Here is a 279-nt window from a genome sequence, read left to right on the forward strand (position 1 = left end):
GTACGCTCATTAAAGGTAATCCCGAATCCATGGGAAAAATATAGGGCCTTTCCAGCAGTAAGATGTTGCTTTACTTTTGGCCAGTATTCTATTTGTGCGGCATCGCTCAGAAGATAGCAGATGATAGTTCCCTTTTGCAGAGCTTCCTCTATTTCGAAAAGCGTTTCACCCGGAACAAACCCATCTGCAACAGCCTTATCCCATGATTTTGAATTTTTTCTCTGGCCTACAATGACATTAATACCGTTGTCTTTTTGATTAAGTGCCTGTCCAGGTCCC

The 279-nt window shown here is 42.7% G+C and carries 1 pseudogene; it reads right to left on the bottom strand.

The window, feature by feature from the left end:
• A pseudogene (locus SB689_RS22920) lies at window positions 1-279 on the bottom strand (ketol-acid reductoisomerase); the annotation flags it as partial.

Origin of the sequence: Chryseobacterium sp. SIMBA_038 (assembly GCF_046535115.1) — a bacterium.
Classification (GTDB): Bacteria; Bacteroidota; Bacteroidia; order Flavobacteriales; family Weeksellaceae; genus Chryseobacterium.